This window comes from Olleya sp. NP1-10 (genome assembly GCF_055804415.1).
In genome coordinates, this window is sequence record NZ_CM147840.1 from 1185558 (window position 1) to 1202432 (window position 16875).

Annotated in this window: 14 protein-coding genes; 3 read left to right on the forward strand and 11 right to left on the reverse strand. The window is 31.9% G+C overall.

Annotation, left to right across the window (positions count from 1 at the left end):
* From AC0L4B_RS05445 to AC0L4B_RS05460, 4 genes are all read right to left on the reverse strand, one after another.
* Positions 1-795, reverse strand: a complete 795-nt coding sequence (locus AC0L4B_RS05445; RefSeq protein ID WP_473438885.1) for an undecaprenyl-diphosphate phosphatase — start codon at positions 793-795, stop codon at positions 1-3.
* A gap of 91 nt (positions 796-886) precedes the next feature.
* Positions 887-1147, reverse strand: coding sequence for a DUF3098 domain-containing protein (locus AC0L4B_RS05450; protein WP_028289684.1), 261 nt, complete (start codon positions 1145-1147; stop codon positions 887-889).
* A gap of 70 nt (positions 1148-1217) precedes the next feature.
* A complete protein-coding gene (locus AC0L4B_RS05455) occupies positions 1218-1361 on the reverse strand; it encodes a hypothetical protein (protein ID WP_157243630.1) in 144 nt (47 codons plus the stop codon).
* 136 nt (positions 1362-1497) lie between these two features.
* Positions 1498-2373 (reverse strand): cell division protein FtsX, encoded by an 876-nt coding sequence (locus AC0L4B_RS05460; RefSeq protein ID WP_473438886.1) that lies wholly within the window; start codon positions 2371-2373, stop codon positions 1498-1500.
* 139 nt (positions 2374-2512) lie between these two features.
* Between AC0L4B_RS05460 and AC0L4B_RS05465 the strand changes: the two genes are divergently transcribed.
* Complete coding sequence (locus AC0L4B_RS05465) at positions 2513-5497, forward strand: leucine--tRNA ligase (RefSeq protein ID WP_473438887.1); 2985 nt, start codon at positions 2513-2515, stop codon at positions 5495-5497.
* A gap of 507 nt (positions 5498-6004) precedes the next feature.
* On the forward strand, positions 6005-6967 hold the full coding sequence (locus AC0L4B_RS05470) for a hypothetical protein (RefSeq protein WP_473438888.1): 963 nt from the start codon (positions 6005-6007) through the stop codon (positions 6965-6967).
* On the opposite strand, the gene AC0L4B_RS05475 is transcribed toward AC0L4B_RS05470, so the two are convergent.
* Positions 6968-8344: a TlpA family protein disulfide reductase gene (locus AC0L4B_RS05475; protein WP_473438889.1), complete on the reverse strand. Its 1377-nt coding sequence runs from the start codon at positions 8342-8344 to the stop codon at positions 6968-6970.
* Between the two features lie 31 nt (positions 8345-8375).
* On the reverse strand, positions 8376-11714 hold the full coding sequence (mfd, locus tag AC0L4B_RS05480; RefSeq protein ID WP_473438890.1) for a transcription-repair coupling factor: 3339 nt from the start codon (positions 11712-11714) through the stop codon (positions 8376-8378).
* Between the two features lie 264 nt (positions 11715-11978).
* Between mfd and AC0L4B_RS05485 the strand changes: the two genes are divergently transcribed.
* Entirely contained in the window at positions 11979-12410 is a 432-nt protein-coding gene (locus AC0L4B_RS05485; RefSeq protein WP_473438891.1) for a tellurite resistance TerB family protein, read from the forward strand.
* A gap of 53 nt (positions 12411-12463) precedes the next feature.
* Here AC0L4B_RS05485 and AC0L4B_RS05490 read toward each other — a convergent pair whose 3' ends face one another.
* The 5 genes from AC0L4B_RS05490 to fbp are packed head-to-tail and all read right to left on the reverse strand — an operon-like array spanning position 12464 to position 16689.
* Complete coding sequence (locus AC0L4B_RS05490) at positions 12464-13984, reverse strand: ATP-binding protein (protein WP_473438892.1); 1521 nt, start codon at positions 13982-13984, stop codon at positions 12464-12466.
* 10 nt (positions 13985-13994) lie between these two features.
* On the reverse strand, positions 13995-14489 hold the full coding sequence (locus AC0L4B_RS05495) for a Rab family GTPase (protein WP_473438893.1): 495 nt from the start codon (positions 14487-14489) through the stop codon (positions 13995-13997).
* On the reverse strand, positions 14476-15294 hold the full coding sequence (locus AC0L4B_RS05500; protein ID WP_473438894.1) for a cell envelope biogenesis protein OmpA: 819 nt from the start codon (positions 15292-15294) through the stop codon (positions 14476-14478). The genes AC0L4B_RS05495 and AC0L4B_RS05500 overlap by 14 nt, the downstream gene beginning before the upstream one ends.
* 15 nt (positions 15295-15309) lie before the next feature.
* Complete coding sequence (locus AC0L4B_RS05505; RefSeq protein WP_473438895.1) at positions 15310-15666, reverse strand: fructose 1,6-bisphosphatase; 357 nt, start codon at positions 15664-15666, stop codon at positions 15310-15312.
* A gap of 48 nt (positions 15667-15714) precedes the next feature.
* Complete coding sequence (gene fbp / locus AC0L4B_RS05510) at positions 15715-16689, reverse strand: class 1 fructose-bisphosphatase (protein ID WP_473439402.1); 975 nt, start codon at positions 16687-16689, stop codon at positions 15715-15717.
* Between the last annotated feature and the right edge of the window lie 186 nt (positions 16690-16875).

A 16875-nucleotide genomic window follows, 5' to 3' on the forward strand; every position in this document is an offset into this window, starting at 1 on the left:
TTAGTTTGAAAAAGAATATATAATGGCTATCATACCAACAATTGCACAGTAAATAGAAAAGTAACTTAATTTACTTTTTTTAACTAAACTAATCATCCATGTACAAGCAAAAAGACCAGCAACAAAAGCTGCAATAAATCCTGCAGATAAAGCTGTTATGTTTTGGCTTTCAAAACTTAAGTCTCCTCCTAAAACGTCTTTAGCTATTTTACCAAAAATTAAGGGCACAACCATTAAAAAAGAAAATCTAGCTGCTTTTGTTTTATCATTACCTAATAATACAGAGGTTGATATGGTTGCTCCACTTCTCGAGATACCAGGCAGCATAGCTATGGCTTGTGAAATACCAATTATAAATGCATTTTTAAACGATACATTTTTGTTTGTGTTTTTAGCTTTATCTGCAAAATATAATAAGACTGCAGTTACTAATAACATGCATCCTACAAGTAGTATGCTTCCGCCAAATAACTGTTCTAATTGTTCTTCAAAAAATAGACCTACAATAACAGCAGGTAACATCGATATTATAATTTTAGTTGTAAACTTTGTATCCTCATTCCATTTAAAAGACAATAGTCCTCTAAGGATATCCAAAATGTCTTTTCTAAAAATAACAATAGTACTTAAAGCAGTTGCAAAGTGTAAAACGACAGTAAATAATAAGCTTTCTTCAGGTATGCTATTATCACCTAAAATAGCTTTTCCAAGTTCTAAATGACCACTTGAAGACACAGGAAGAAACTCGGTTAATCCTTGTACTATACCTAATATAATTGAATCTATAATATCCATTTGGCAAAAGTATTAAAATACTATGACCAATTGATAATTTGAAGTTATAATTTAATGCTCAAAACTACAATAGCACTGAGTAGGATAAAAGTTAGTCCTTTTTAGGTTTAGATAAAATGGCGTAAACCTGTATGCCAAAACCAATAATTACTAAAGCAGGAGCTAAACGTATACGTCTCCAGCTAAAAATAGCGTCGCTAAATACATTTGGATCATCACTACCTCCTCCAGACATTAAGATAAACCCTAGGGCAATACATGCTAATCCAATAAACATAAATTTATAGTTATGCTTGCCAAAAATCGGTTCGGATTTTAAACTTAGTTTATTGTTTTTAGTGCTTTCTCCCAAAATAAAAGATTTTTTTAAACAAATTTAAACTTTTTAATCTTAATCTAAAATTAAAAAGTTTAATGTATGCTTATTTTAAATAGTAATTAGCATGTTGTTTGTTTGCAGATACTTTTTCAGAGTGTACAATTTTTGTTTCAATTTTTTGCGTTGTTGTTAATAAATAAGCAACAATAGCAATCATACCTAGTAATACAAATGTGATTCGTTTCATAATCATTAGTTTTTAAGATTAATTAATCATTTTAAGTATTATTTGGTCAATAGCGAATTTTAAATTTATTGGTTAAGTAAATATAGTTGACTAATATACTGACTATTATCAGAAAATTAGTTAAAAACTTATTAAATTAATAAAGTTGGTCTGTTTTTAGGTTTAAAAAACGCTGTGTCGCAAAGAAAGTACTAAACCAAGTAATAATAATACCTAAAAGAAATACGATACCAAACAAGCCACCAATTAGTAATGGGCTTTGGCGTAAGCTTAATTCAGGAAAGGTCTTATCTACGTAGTATACTATAAATCCTAAGCCTATTAATGCAATCAATGCTCCAAGGATGCCTAAACGTATACTTTTCCATACAAAGGGACGTCTTATAAAACGTTTTGTAGCTCCAACCATTTGCATGGTTTTTATAGTAAATCGTTTAGCATAAACAGATAATCTAATACTGCTATTAATTAGTAAAACAGCAATTAAAGTAAATATAGCACTAAGTAACAGTACCCAGAAGCTAATTTTTTTAACGCGACTATTCATTAAGGTTACCAAGTCTTTGTCGTATCTAACTTCATCAACAAAGCTTTTTTCGGATGCAGTTGCTGCTAATTCTTCAAGTTTTTCATTGGTAACAAAATCGGCTTTTAAATTAACATCAATATTATTTTGTAAAGGGTTAAAACCTAAAAACGCCATAAAATCTTCACCATTTTCTTCTTTCATAGATTCTGCAGCTTGTTCTTTAGAAACATAAACTGTAGATTTTACATACTCTGCTAAAGCTAAACTTTTTTCAAGTTGTTTAACCTCTACATCTTTAGCATTGTCTTTAAGGTAAATGGTAACAGTAACTTGTTCTTTAAATAGGTCTGCTACCTTTTTAGCGTTTAAGACTAGAAGCCCTAAAATTCCTAATAAAAAAAGGACTAAAGCAATACTAAGTACCACTGAAAAGTAAGACGATATTAATCTGCGTTTTTGATATCTTTCAAAAGATGAACTCATAAATTGATGTTAGTTTACACTGTAAAAATATAAAAGAAAAATGAAACCTATTCATATATTCTATAATTACAACGTCAAACTTTTAATAGTCTTATAATAAGTTTAAATTTGTTGCTTAATTAAGCCGAAAAACACAAAAATGCAATACCATTTTAACGACATCGAAGCCAAATGGCAAAAATATTGGGCCGAAAACCAGACTTTTAAAGCCTCAAACACTAGTGATAAACCAAAATATTATGTTTTGGACATGTTTCCTTATCCATCTGGTGCAGGATTACACGTTGGTCATCCACTAGGTTATATTGCTTCAGATATTTATGCACGTTATAAACGTCATAAAGGGTTTAATGTATTGCATCCTCAAGGATATGATAGTTTTGGTTTGCCAGCAGAGCAGTATGCTATTCAAACTGGACAACATCCAGCAATTACTACAGAGACTAATATCAAAACCTACAGACGTCAATTAGATCAAATAGGATTTAGTTTTGACTGGAGTCGCGAAGTCCGTACATCAAGTCCAGAATATTACAAATGGACCCAATGGATTTTTATTCAATTGTTTGAGTCTTATTATTGTTTTAATGATAATAAAGCAAAACATATAAAGGAGTTAATTTACGTTTTTAAATTAAACGGGAATTGTCCAAAAGAATCTGGATTAAACGTCGCTTGTGATGATAATATCGAAACGTTTTCGGCTGACGATTGGAATGGTTTTTCAACAGAAAAACAACAAGAAATATTATTACAATACAGACTGACATATTTAGCTGAAACCGAAGTCAACTGGTGTCCTGCTTTAGGAACCGTTTTGGCTAACGACGAGATTGTAAACGGAGTGTCAGAACGTGGTGGACATCCTGTTATGCGCAAAAAAATGACGCAATGGAGTATGCGAATTTCTGCTTACGCAGAACGTTTACTACAAGGTTTAGATACTATAGATTGGACAGACTCTCTTAAAGAAAGTCAACGTAACTGGATTGGTAAATCTGTTGGAGCAAGTGTAACTTTTAATGTTATTCCTTCTGTCTCGTCGAGCGCAGTCGAGACATCTCATCAAATAGAAGTCTTCACAACAAGACCAGATACTATTTTTGGTGTTAGCTTTATGACCTTAGCTCCAGAACATGAGTTAGTCTCTCAAATAACAACACCAGAACAAAAAGCAGAAGTTGAAGCATACATTTTAGCAACCTCAAAACGTAGCGAGCGAGATCGTATGGCAGATGTTAAAACTATTTCTGGTGCTTTTACAGGTGCATACGCAGAGCATCCTTTTAGTAAAGAACCTATTCCAATTTGGATTGGAGATTACGTATTAGCTGGTTATGGGACAGGAGCAGTAATGTCTGTACCTTGTGGTGACCAACGTGATTACGACTTTGCTAAACATTTTAATATTGCAATTCCTAATATTTTTGAAGGAGCAGATATAAGTGAAGCAGCTTTTACATCTAAAGACAACGTAAAAATTGCAAATAGCGATTTCCTTAACGGAATGAACTATAAAAAAGCAACCAAACGTGCTATTTACGAGTTGGAGCAAATGGGTCAAGGTGAAGGAAAAACTAACTACAGGTTACGTGATGCAGTATTTTCGCGTCAACGTTATTGGGGAGAACCGTTTCCTGTGTATTACGTTAATGGACTACCACAAATGATTGATAAAGCGCATTTGCCAATCACATTACCAGAAGTAGAAAAATATTTACCAACCGAAACTGGAGAGCCACCTTTAGGTCGTGCAGACGTTTGGGCTTGGGACACTAATACTAATACAGTGGTTTCTAACACGCTTGTCTCGTCGAGCGCAGTCGAGACGTCTGAAGATAACGGAATCTACCCATTAGAGTTAAACACAATGCCAGGTTGGGCAGGAAGCTCTTGGTATTTTTTTCGTTATATGGAAGAAAAAGCCAAAAGAGGAGAAGACTTTGCAAGTAAAGATGCCCTTAACTACTGGGAAAATGTAGACCTTTATATTGGAGGAAGCGAGCATGCTACAGGACATTTATTATACTCACGTTTTTGGGTGAAATTTTTAAAAGATAGAGAATTTGTTGGAGTAGAAGAGCCTTTTAAAAAGCTAATTAACCAAGGAATGATTCTTGGGACTAGTGCTTTTGTTTTTGAAACTTTATTTGAAGGGAAAAGTTTAAATATCTATCAATCTTCTAACTTAATAGATGGTTCTGATTATATTACATCGGAAAGTCCTAAATGGGATGAGTTAGTAGAAATGTATAAAAGTAGAGGTTTATCAGAAGATGATTTTTCAAAGGTTAAAATCAGATTAATTCACTGTGATGTATCTTTTGTAAACGCATCAGATGAATTAGATGTTGAAGCTTTTCGAAACTGGAGAAAAGAATATAAAGAAGCTGTTTTTTTAAATGAAAAAGATGGAACGTTCAAAGTTAAACGCGAAGTCGAAAAAATGTCTAAATCTAAATACAACGTTGTAAACCCAGATAATATTTGCGAACAATATGGAGCAGATAGTTTACGTTTATACGAAATGTTTTTAGGACCTTTAGAGCAAGCTAAACCTTGGAATACTGCTGGTATTACAGGTGTGCATGGTTTCTTAAAAAAACTATGGAAATTATATGTTGGCGAAAACGGAGTTAATGTAAACAATGCTGAGCCAACAAAAGACAACTTAAAAACGTTACATAAAACCATTAAAAAGGTAGAAGAAGATATCGAGAATTTCTCTTTTAATACTTCGGTTTCAACGTTTATGATTGCTGTTAACGAGTTAACACAACAAAAATGTACTAGTAAAGCTATTTTAGAACCATTATTGGTACTATTATCACCTTATGCACCACATATTACTGAAGAGCTTTACAGCCAATTAGGAAATACAGAGTCTATCAGTACTGCAGCTTTTCCTAAGTTTGAAGCTAGCCATTTGGTAGAGAGTAGTAAAAATTACCCAATTTCGTTTAACGGAAAAATGCGTTTTACTCTAGAGTTACCAATGGATATGTCTAAAGACGACATCGAAAAAACGGTTATGGCTCACGAAAAAACTATCGCTCAATTAGATGGTCGTACACCTAAAAAAGTAATTGTTGTACCTGGTAAAATTGTAAATATTGTTGGATAATTATAATGCCAACGTCATTGCGAGGCACGAAGCAATCTCACTAAATTAAGTGTGTTATTGAGTAAACAATTATGAGTACTCACTCCATGTCAGTTCGAGTGAAATGCTTTTTCAGCAATTAGTATCGAGAACCATTTAAAGGCATCTCGATACAATTTGCTCGTACCTCACAAATCACTCGATGTGACGTGACGTGTATTATTGTAAATAGGACACGTTATTGCGAGGAACGAAGCAATTTTACTAAATTAGGTGTGTTATTGAGTAAACAATTATGAGTACTCATTCCATGTCAGTTTGAGTGAAATGCTTTTTCAGCATTTAGTATCGAGAACCATTTAAAGGCATCTCGTAACAATTTGCTCGTACCTCACAAATCACTAGATGTGACGTTGTGTGTATTGTTGTAAATAGGACACGTCATTGCGAGGAACGAAGCAATTACATAAAAGCCATTAATGTAATTATGTCTTTGTAAGCTTATATTATTAGTTTTAATTATTTATTATGAAAAACCTCTTTGTACTATTATTATTTCCGGTATTAACTTGGTCACAGTCCTATGTTGGTCATGTTGGTACAATTCCTATTCATTTTGATATTTATACAGATCAAGACGAGGATCAAGCGTCTAAAGGAAGAGTAGATGGTTATTATTTTTACGATTCTAAACTAATTAACATTCCGCTACGAGGTGTTTATGATAAAGATCAATTTACAATTGTTAATGGGTATCATTATTTTGAAGATACTTTTGAGGAATCTGATGAGGTCTTTAGATTAAATAAAGTAGAAAACCAATTAGTAGGATCTGTTACCATAAAAAAGAAGCGCTACACAGTTACATTAACTGAAATAGCTGAGGATCCAATTGATGATTTTAGAAACCCTAAATTAGCTTTTGTTAGAGATAGTATTTCGGTTTATAATGACAAGCAATTGGTATGGTTTCATGAAAAATATAGCAATCAAAAATTATTTAGACTTGGTAATGGGTTTACAGCAGAACAAAGAGCTGTTTTTAACCCTATTTTAGACGATTTACATTTAGAGAACGCTATTACTGGTTTAGATTGTAATTCTTGGTTTGAAATTGATCATACTGTTAACCTAGTTAGTGCAAAATACGTGAGTTTTACACAACACTATAGCGTGTATTGTGGAGGTGCACATCCATCTCATGGTACAGTGAGTTATAATTTTGATTTAAGCACTTTGACTAATCTTGATGATATAGAAATGTTGTATCCAAATATTAATTTCTTTAAATTACTAAAAGAAAAATATTATGATCCTGAAGACGAGTTTAAACAAGAATGTGAAGTCTTTACTTATGAAGCAAATTGGAATTATAAGCAATGGAATTTAACACCTAAAGGTGTAGAATTAACACCTAGTTACCCTCATGCAATGACGCCTTGTGAAGAGGCTTACTTTTTGAGTTATGAAGAGTTGTTAGAAAAGGAATAATTATTCCTTTTCTAATTCTTTTTTAGTGTCTTTTGATTTAGCTTCTGGTTTAGGTAATGTTTTAAAATACGTTTCAAAAGCCTTGACATCATAAGGTTTTTTGATAATTTTTTTGTCTTTATCTAAAACAAAATAACTAGGTGTTGCTTTGACATTATAATTGTCACCAATTGGATTGTCCCATTTTCCCTCGCCAAATACATGATAAAATTCTGGAAATTTATAAGTCATGTCTTTCCATCTGTAACGGTCTTCATCTAATGCAATTGCAATGACTTTTAATTCGCCTTCATCTAAGGTTTCAACTAGTTTATGTAACTCAGGTATTTCTTCTAAACAATGAGAGCAAGTTGTACTCCAAAAAACCACTAAATAGTGGTTAGCTTCATCTAAACCATGCATTTTTTTTACTTCGGCATGACCTTCTTCATCATATACAATTATTTCAAAATCTTGTCCAATATTACCTATGGACGCGTTTTTAAAGTAAATTAAGTCATTTTCTAACGTTTTGTCATTTGTTTCTTTTGCAATATCTAATAAGTAAGTACTTGCAATGTGGTTTGCAACAGGTTCGATTTCTTCAACAGCAAACTGATTCCATAAAATTTCTAATAAAATCTTTTTAACTTTTGGATTGTTTCCAATTGCTTTTTCAATTGTGTTTATATTATTAATGTACGACGTGTTTTGATCTTGGTTATCAATAAAATTAAACACGTAATTTAAAGTAGCTTCAATTAAAAAGTTTGAATTTTGAAGGATTGGGTTTCCAAAATTGATGTGATTAAAATAAGCGTTTTTAGCATTTTTAGTAAATGTCTTAGCATCAATTAAACGCTCAGGCGTGTAAGGCTGACTAGCAGTAATAAAATTAAGTACTAATTTGCCTTCAGCTGCTTTTTCAAACTCTGATTGTGTTGTATTTAGTATTTTGATTATTTTTTTGAAATCTCTTTCACTTTTACCACCAGCTGTATAAAACGCATTTAAGCTTTGTCCAATTCTAGACATACTTTTGTTATATGAAATCCACAGTTTATTTTCATCAGATGTGGTAAAATCTAAACCTTTATCAAGGTCAAAAGTTAACTCGATATCTTCGTTATTATATAAAAAATCAAAATTGTATTCTTCCTGTGGTTGTGCATAAACAATACGATATGTTCCTGGAGTTTGCCCTTTTTTAAGGTTAAAAGTAAAGGTTCCATCTGCTGCTACGTCTGCATTATCAACAAATATTGAAGTGTCAGCAGTAACTTGATATAAAAAAGCAAATTTAAATTGCTCAGCAGGAGTGAAGGTTCCTTTTATGGTGTTTTGAGCCATTATAACACTTGGTAATAAGGCTAGTAAAAAAAATAATTTCTTATACATTATGTGTGATTTTCTATGGTAATTTCAAAAACTATTCCAAAATTGGCTGTAATGCTTGTAGCGCATTTTTAACCGATTTAATGTTATCAAAGGTAAGTAATAAACGCAGACCATTTCTGGTTTGCTTTTCTTTCATTTTACAAGATTGTGGATGTGTTTGAACGTATTTTAAAATTTTAGTAAAGTTTGGACTTTGATAAAATCCGCTTTGCTGATCGTTGATAAAGTAACTAATTAGTTTACCTTTTTTCATGATTACTTTTTCCATACCTAAAGTTGTAGCTATCCATTTGATGCGTACACTGTTAATTAGGTCTACAACCTGTGTTGGTAATTCGCCAAAACGATCTATTAACTGTGTTTCAAAAACAATTAATTCGTCTTCCGTTTTAAAGTCGTTTAATTTGGTGTAAAGGGTTAATCTTTCGGCTATATTATTGACGTAGTCATCAGGAAATAATAACGAGAAATCTGTATCTATGGTAACATCTTTAACGTAAATTTTATTTTCTGAAGGTTCGTCATAAAGGTCCTTAAATTCGTTTTCTTTAAGTTCTTCAATTGCTTCATTTAATATTTTTTGATAGGTATCAAAACCAATTTCGTTTATAAAACCACTTTGTTCACCTCCTAATAAATCACCAGCGCCTCGGATTTCTAAATCTTTCATTGCAATATTAAATCCGCTACCAAGCTCAGTAAACTGTGATAATGCTTGGATACGTTTTCTAGCATCATCTGTCATTGCAGAGTATTCTGGTGTTATAAAATAGCAAAAGGCTTTTTTGTTGCTACGTCCAACACGACCACGCATTTGGTGCAAGTCACTTAATCCAAAATTATTAGCGTTATTGATAAAAATTGTGTTTGCATTTGGTACGTCCAAACCACTTTCTATAATAGTGGTACTTACTAAAACATCAAAAGCACCATCCATAAATCCTAACATTAGGGTTTCTAGTTTTTTACCATCCATTTGTCCGTGTCCAATACCAATTTTGGCATCTGGTACTAAACGTTGGATCATACCTGCTACTTCTTTAATATTTTCAATTCTGTTATGAATAAAAAAGACTTGTCCACCACGTTCAATTTCATAACTAACAGCATCTCTAATGGCTTCTTCATTAAAACGTATGACGTTACTTTCTATTGGGTAACGGTTTGGAGGAGGTGTTGTGATTACTGATAAATCTCTTGCAGCCATTAAACTAAACTGCAAGGTTCTTGGTATTGGTGTTGCAGTAAGAGTTAATACGTCAACATTGTCTTTTATGGTTTTAAGCTTTTCTTTTACAGCAACTCCAAATTTTTGCTCTTCATCTACGATTAGTAAGCCTAAATCTTTAAATTTTACATTTTTATTAGCCAATTGGTGTGTACCAATAATAATATCTACATGACCTTTTTCAAGTTTTTCTAGGGTTTCGCGTTTTTGTTTAGCGGTTCTAAAACGGTTAACATAATCTACCGTAACCGGAAAATCTTTTAAACGCTGCGAAAAGGTTTTATGGTGTTGAAATGCTAAAATAGTTGTTGGTACTAAAACAGCCACTTGTTTACCATTATCTACAGCTTTAAAGGCTGCACGAATAGCGACTTCGGTTTTACCAAATCCAACATCACCACAAATTAAACGGTCCATTGGACGCTCGCTTTCCATGTCAACTTTTATGTCTGCAGTAGCTGTACTTTGATCTGGAGTGTCTTCATATAAAAACGACGCTTCAAGTTCATGTTGTAAATAGCTGTCAGGTTTATACTGAAACCCTTTTTCTAGTTTACGCTTTGCATATAATTTTATTAAGTTAAATGCAACGTGCTTAACTCTAGATTTAGTTTTTTCTTTAAGTGTTTTCCAAGCCTTACTACCTAATTTATAAACCTTAGGTGCTTTACCGTCTTTACCATTAAACTTTGTTATTTTGTGTAAAGAGTGAATGCTTAGATATAATACATCACGTTCTCCATAAACTAATTTTATGGCTTCTTGTTTTTTACCCTCAACGTCAATTTTTTGTAGTCCACCAAATCTTCCAATTCCATGGTCAATGTGTGTCACATAGTCACCAATGTCAAGGTTAGTTAACTCTTTTAAAGTTATGGCTTGTTTTTTGGCGTATCCGTTTTTAAGTTGAAATTTATGATAGCGTTCAAAAATTTGATGATCTGTGTACACTACAATTTTAAGGTCATGATCTACAAATCCTTGATATAACGATAAGGTTACGGTTTGGTAGTGTACTTCTTGATCTACGTCATCAAAAATATCATGAAAACGTTTGGCTTGTTGCTCGCTTACACAAGCGATATAATTAGTATAATCGTTATTATGATTACTGTTTAGGTTATCTATTAATAAATTGAATTGTTTATTAAAAGCTGGTTGAGGTGTTGTATTGTGTACAATAGTTTGGGTGGCTTTAAATACGGAAGCAGAGCCAAACTCGACCACACTAAAATCTAGTAATTGTTTTTTTAATTCGGTTGAATTACAAAATAATTCTTGTGGTTTTGCATGTTTGATGTCTTTGTTTAATTTTTCAAAAGCGTCTTCTGCTTTATTAAAAAAGTCATCAATTCTATCAAAAGTTAAATCGAAGTTTTTACCAAAAACAACGGTTTTTTGTGCGATGTATTTTAGAAAGCTTTGCCTAGATTCGTCTATTAATTTATTAGCAACATTAGGGATGATGCTAATTTTTTTAATTTGCTCTGTCGATAGTTGTGTTTCTACATCAAAGGTCCTGATGCTGTCTACTTCGTCACCAAAAAATTCGATTCGGTAAGGTTCATCATGACTAAAAGAGAACACGTCTACGATACCACCACGAACTGAAAATTCACCAGGTTCTGTAACAAAATCTACGCGTTTAAATTTATATTCAAAAAGTATTTCGTTAACAAAGTCAATGGATAGACTATCGTTTACGGTTACTTTTAATGTATTACGTTCTAACTCTTTTCTGGTGACTACTTTTTCAAATAATGCATCTGGATAGGTTACTATTATTGCTGGTTTTTTACGCGAATTGATACGATTTAAAACTTCGGCACGTAATAGTACGTTTGCATTGTCAGTCTCTTCTATTTGGTATGGTCTACGATAGCTTCCTGGGTAAAACAAAACATCGGTTTTGTTTATTAATTGCTCTAGGTCGTTAAGGTGGAATGCGGCTTCTTCTTTGTCATTAAATATTAACAAAAACGGAAGGTCTGCGTTTTTAAACATTTGGCTTATACTGTAGGATAAAGAAGAGCCTACTAAACCTTTTAAATGGGTTTTACTTTTGGTTTGGGCAATAGCAGTTTGCAGTTTTTGCAATTGCAAAGACTGTAAATAGGTTTGCGAGATTAAAGTTTTACTCACGTAATTTTAGTTTATGCAAATATAAGCATTGACTAAAAACTTTGCTTTTAGATTTACAAAATTTAACTTTTTAGAAACATCTTTGGCGTTACTGCGTTAAGGATGGAATGGTCTGTTTGAGCTCCTCGCAGAGAGCGAGTAGTGAGAGCCTGGTTTTTTACACCTATTAAAAAGGTGTAAAATAAACGCCCAAAAAAGAAACTTTTAATTTTAAAAGGTGTTGGGTTTAACTATATTTGTACTCTAAAAATTAAACAAAAAAGTATGTCATTTTCAGATTTATTCGATAGTGGATTTAAAAAGCGTAATGAGGATCATTTTGCTGCAATTGTACGTGTTGCAATGAGTGATGGTGTGATTAGTGAGGAAGAAAAGTCGTTTTTGGATCGTTTAGCACGTAATTTAGATATTAGCGAAAACGAGTATAAGCAAATATTAGTGGACTATAAAGAGCATCCAATTAATCCTCCTACATCTTACGATAAACGTTTAGAGCGTTTATATGATTTGGCTAGAATGGTCTGGGCTGATCATATTGAAGGTCCTAAACAAATAGTCGTTTTAGAGCGTTTATGTGTTGGTTTAGGGTTTAACTCTAATAATGCGCAATACATCACGCATAAAGCTTTGGAGTTAGTACATGAAGGTGTTGATCTAGATACTTTTACTGAAGAAATTAAAACGATGAACAGATAGTTGTATTTGTTGTCACGATATAAAAAAAGCGAACTTTTTAAAGTTCGCTTTTTTTATTTTAGATATTCTTCTATTTTAGATAGTAATGCGTCTTCATCAAATGGCTTTTTTATTACGTCATTGATTCCGGCTTTTTTGTAGCGTCTTAAATCGTCTTTAAAGACACGTGCAGTTAATGCTATTACTGGTGTTTTTTTATGATCACGATCTGGCATTTTACGAATTAGTTTTGTGATCTCGTCACCATAACTGTTTGGTAATTTTATATCCATAAGGATTAAGTCAAATTCTGATTGCTCTATCCTTGGTACAACGTCTTCGCCTTTAGTAACAATGTCTAAAAAGTAATTGCCTTTTGACGCTAATATTTTTAATATTGAAAGTTGTGTGATTTCTGAATCTTCAACTAATAATATACTGTATTTTTTGTCTGATTTAGGTTTAGTTTCTTTAGTTTTCTTTTTAGACTTTAATGTATAATTGTGGTCTAATTTGAAGTTTATGTTTGTTGAAAACGTACTACCTTCTCCTGGCGTAGAGTCTACACTTATTTTACTATTTGTAAGACTTACTAAGTGTTTTGCTATGGCTAATCCTAAACCTGCACCTTTGTAGGTGTTAGCTTTGTTTAATTGTGTGAAGCTGGTGAAAATTTGTTCAACATCATCTTCTGCAATACCAATTCCTGTGTCTATTATTTGAAAATGAATACTTGCTTTTTGTGCTCTAATTTGGTTTAATGAAACATTAAATGTTATGGAACCAACTTCGGTAAATTTGATGGCATTTTCTAATAAATTATTAATAACCTGTCTAAGTCTTAATGGATCTCCACCAACAATTAATGGTAGGTTGTTATTAAAATTAGTTATTAATTCTAATCCTTTTTGCTGTGCTTTTATTTTAAAACCTTTTTTAATGTCTTCTAAAAGCTCTCTAATGTCAAAAGGTGTGATTACTAATTCTAGTTTTCCAGCTTCTATTTTAGAGATGTCTAAAATGTCTTCAATTAACTGTTTTAAATAGCTAGATGAAGAATCAATAACTTTTAGATAATTAAGTTGCTCATCATTTAAACCTGTTTTTTTAAGGATATCAGAAAAAGTTAAAATACCTGTTAAAGGGTCCCTTAATTCATGACTAAAGTTAGCAATAAACGCGTTTTTAAAAGCTTCTTTTTCTTGTAGATAATCGTTTTTAAGTTCTAGAATCTGCGAAGTTATTACAGATTCATTTCTAACTTGTGCTGTGGTTTGATAATTATCGTAATGTAGTGTTAGATCTAAAATAACAATCATTGGTAACTTATCGTTATCAAAAGTTTTTACTACAATATCTGTAATTATAGTTTGGTTGTTTTGATCTGTTAAATGAATACATGAAAAAACATGTCTCTTGTTTTTGTCTTGTAAAGCTTCATGGATACTTTCAAAAAAAGGGTGGATTTCTGAAATGTTTTCTCCAACTACATTTTTGTATATAACGTCATCAGACTCTGTTATAGTACCATCTAATTGTACAATCATATACTGATTGACAGATTGAGGATGTTCTTTTTTATAATTATCTAACATAATGTTTTGCCTATTTTATTAAAGCTTTAGCTAAGTTAGTAAATACATTTTCAACATTTTTACCAGACTTAGCACTTGTATAAAAATCGACGAAACGTCCAAAAACTTCCTTGTTTTGCTTGATAAACTCGTTGGTGACTAAATCTTTTTTGTTTCCGATAACTTTTATTGGTGTTTTAGGGAATCGTTCTGAGATGTAATCTAAGTCGTTTGATAGTTTTTCGTATGTTGCTGGACGAGTTAAATCAAAAACATATAAAAATCCGTTAGTTCCTATGAGGTAGGATGGTCTTGTGTTGGTAATATCATCATTACCTTCAAGATCCCAAATAACTAATGTAATGTCTTTATCTGTTTCGGGTAATTTTACTTCTTTTTTTAATACATGTACACCAATGGTAACTTTATAGTCTTCCGTAAAAGTGTCTTCTACAAATCGTCTTATCAATGATGATTTACCTACGCCAAAGTGACCGATTAAAACTATTTTTTTAGAAATTTTCATTTTGAAAGTAGGTTTTTAATTTAGTGCTAAATTGCTCACTATTATTTAAATCTGTTTTGTTAATTATGTTTTGTGCAAAATCCAGAAGTTTGTCTTCTAGCTTACTTCTAAAAGTTGCAGTAAATGCACCTGAAATTGCTACTGCAATATAATATTTAGAAAAGTTTTGAAGATGTATGTGATAATTTTCATACTCTATGTATTCTAGATTTTGTGTGTCCTTGGTAAATGCATCTTCAGCAAAGCTTTTAATAGCTGTTAGCATACCAGCTACTGTATCTTGATCTATGTTATCTGTTTTGGAATATTCTGACACAATCAATCCTGAACCACTTTCAATAACCATTATTTGTTCAATTTTTGGCTTAAATTGATCTTGAATAAGTAGATCGCCTTCTGATACTCCTGATTTTTTTGATCTAAATTTCCTGAAGATATTTTTAAAAGAAAAAGCATTACTCATGCTTCGGTTAATATTTTCAGATAGTATTTGTATTTCTTTTTGAACGTAACGTTTAATCATTTTACCCATGATTGGATATAATGCTTCAACAACTTCATCTTGAGAGTTTTTAATTTCTTCTTTAAGTGTTTTGGTAATCGTTGGTCCTAATGTTTCGGGCATTTCTTTTATAAACTCATCTAGTTTGTCTTCTAGAATTGGGTCTATATGTTTTGATAAATTATTTTGTTGCGTAATTAACTCTTCAAGTTTTTTAAGTTTAATCTCTATGGATGAGGCATATTCATGCTCATCTTTTAGCAAGATGTCTTTTAAAATTTTTAATTTATCGTCTTGAGTCATGCGCAAGCCAAGTTATTATTGACTTATTTTTTCGCCTAATTTAGTAAATAGTTCGCCTAATAATTTGCGATCCATTTTTTTGTCTTCTAAAGTTTCGGCTTTATCTTCAAAGCTGTTCTCCAATTCGGTAATTCTAATATTAATATCTGTACTTAGATTATCAATGTTTTGAAGTATTTCAGACTTAACGTCATCCATTAAAGCTTCTAATTCTTTTTTCTTTGTCAGTATATCATTTTTAAGTGTTTCAAACTCGCTATCATAAGCTTGCATGTTTTCACCAAAAATAAGTTGCTTTATTGCGTCAATTTTAGAAGCTGCTTCTGCAGATTCATTAGTTGCATTTTCGTTGATTTTGTCTGTATTTGCCATTAGGATAATTTAATTATCAAAAGTACCAAAAAATGGATACAATAGTATTTAATCGGTGTTTTGCATAAATTCTTCGGCTTTAAGTACCATGTTTTTACTTCCGCAGAAAAAAGGTACACGTTGGTGTAACTCTTTAGGTTGGATGTCCATGATTCTTTCAAACCCATTACTTGCTTTTCCGTTGGCTTGTTCGGCTAGAAAAGCCATCGGATTACACTCATACAATAATCTAAGTTTTCCGTCTTCGTTTTTAGAGCTTTTTGGGTATAGATAAATACCACCTTTAATCATGTTTCTATGAAAATCTGATACTAAAGATCCAATATATCTAGAAGTGTAAGGTCTGTTACCTTCTTCCATTTGGCAATATTTGATGTAATTTTTTACACCTTGTGGGAAGTGTGTATAATTACCTTCGTTTACAGAGTAGATATTCCCGTCTTCAGGAAATTGCATGTTTGGATGTGATAGATAAAATGTACCAATTGCTGGATTTAAAGTAAACCCATTAACACCATGACCTGTTGTGTAAACTAACATAGTTGAAGTGCCATAAACGACATAACCTGCTGCTACCTGTTGATTACCTGGTTGTAAAAAATCCTCAATAGTTACAGGAGTCCCAACAGGCGTAATACGTCTATAAATTGAAAATATAGTACCTACAGATACGTTTACATCAATATTTGACGAGCCATCTAGTGGATCTATTAAAACAACATATTTGTTTTGATTGTTATCATCTTGACTATTAATAGTTATAAAATCGTCTTCTTCTTCACTAGCGATACCACAAACAATATTACGGTTTGTTAGTGTCTGTATAAATTTATCGTTAGCATATACATCTAGTTTTTGTTGGTCTTCTCCTTGGATGTTAGTATCTCCAGCAGCACCAATAATGTCTACAAGACCCGCTTTATTTACTTCATGGTTTACTACTTTTGCAGCTAACCTAATAGAGTTTATTAATCTTGATAACTCTCCAGAGGTATATTTAAAAGACGCTTGGTTTTCTATAATAAATTCTCCTAAAGTTTGATTTTTTTAGACATGATTTCAAGTTGTAGTTGTTTGTACAAATATCGCAATTTTTAACAATTATAACGTTGTAGTATATGTTATTTTGGTTTAATACCTATACTTAAACTATATTTGATTAAATTATTTTAGTATGGATTACACGATAAGATTAGCACAAAAAAAGAT